Below are 202 nucleotides of genomic sequence, written 5' to 3'. Positions count from 1 at the left end.
ATGCGCGAGTGGCTCAGTTGGTGGAGCACGACCTTGCCAAGGTCGGGGTCGCGGGTTCGAGTCCCGTCTCGCGCTCTCATAAAACTTTATATTGCTGACGTGTTTCAAATCGGAAGCACAAAAACATGCGCGAGTGGCTCAGTTGGTGGAGCACGACCTTGCCAAGGTCGGGGTCGCGGGTTCGAGTCCCGTCTCGCGCTCT

General features: G+C 58.4%; 2 tRNA genes. Both read left to right on the top strand.

Annotated features, from left to right (window positions below):
- Positions 1-2: 2 nt before the first annotated feature.
- Positions 3-75: transfer RNA gene (locus WS42_RS15170), tRNA-Gly, on the top strand.
- 52 nt (positions 76-127) lie between these two features.
- A tRNA-Gly gene (locus WS42_RS15165) sits at positions 128-200 on the top strand.
- Positions 201-202: the final 2 nt, after the last annotated feature.

It is taken from the genome of Odoribacter sp. N54.MGS-14 (genome assembly GCF_000980295.1).
Taxonomy (GTDB): domain Bacteria; phylum Bacteroidota; class Bacteroidia; order Bacteroidales; family Marinifilaceae; genus Odoribacter; species Odoribacter splanchnicus.
Note: the sequence above shows the minus strand (reverse complement) of the source record. Positions and strands in the feature narration are given on the sequence as shown.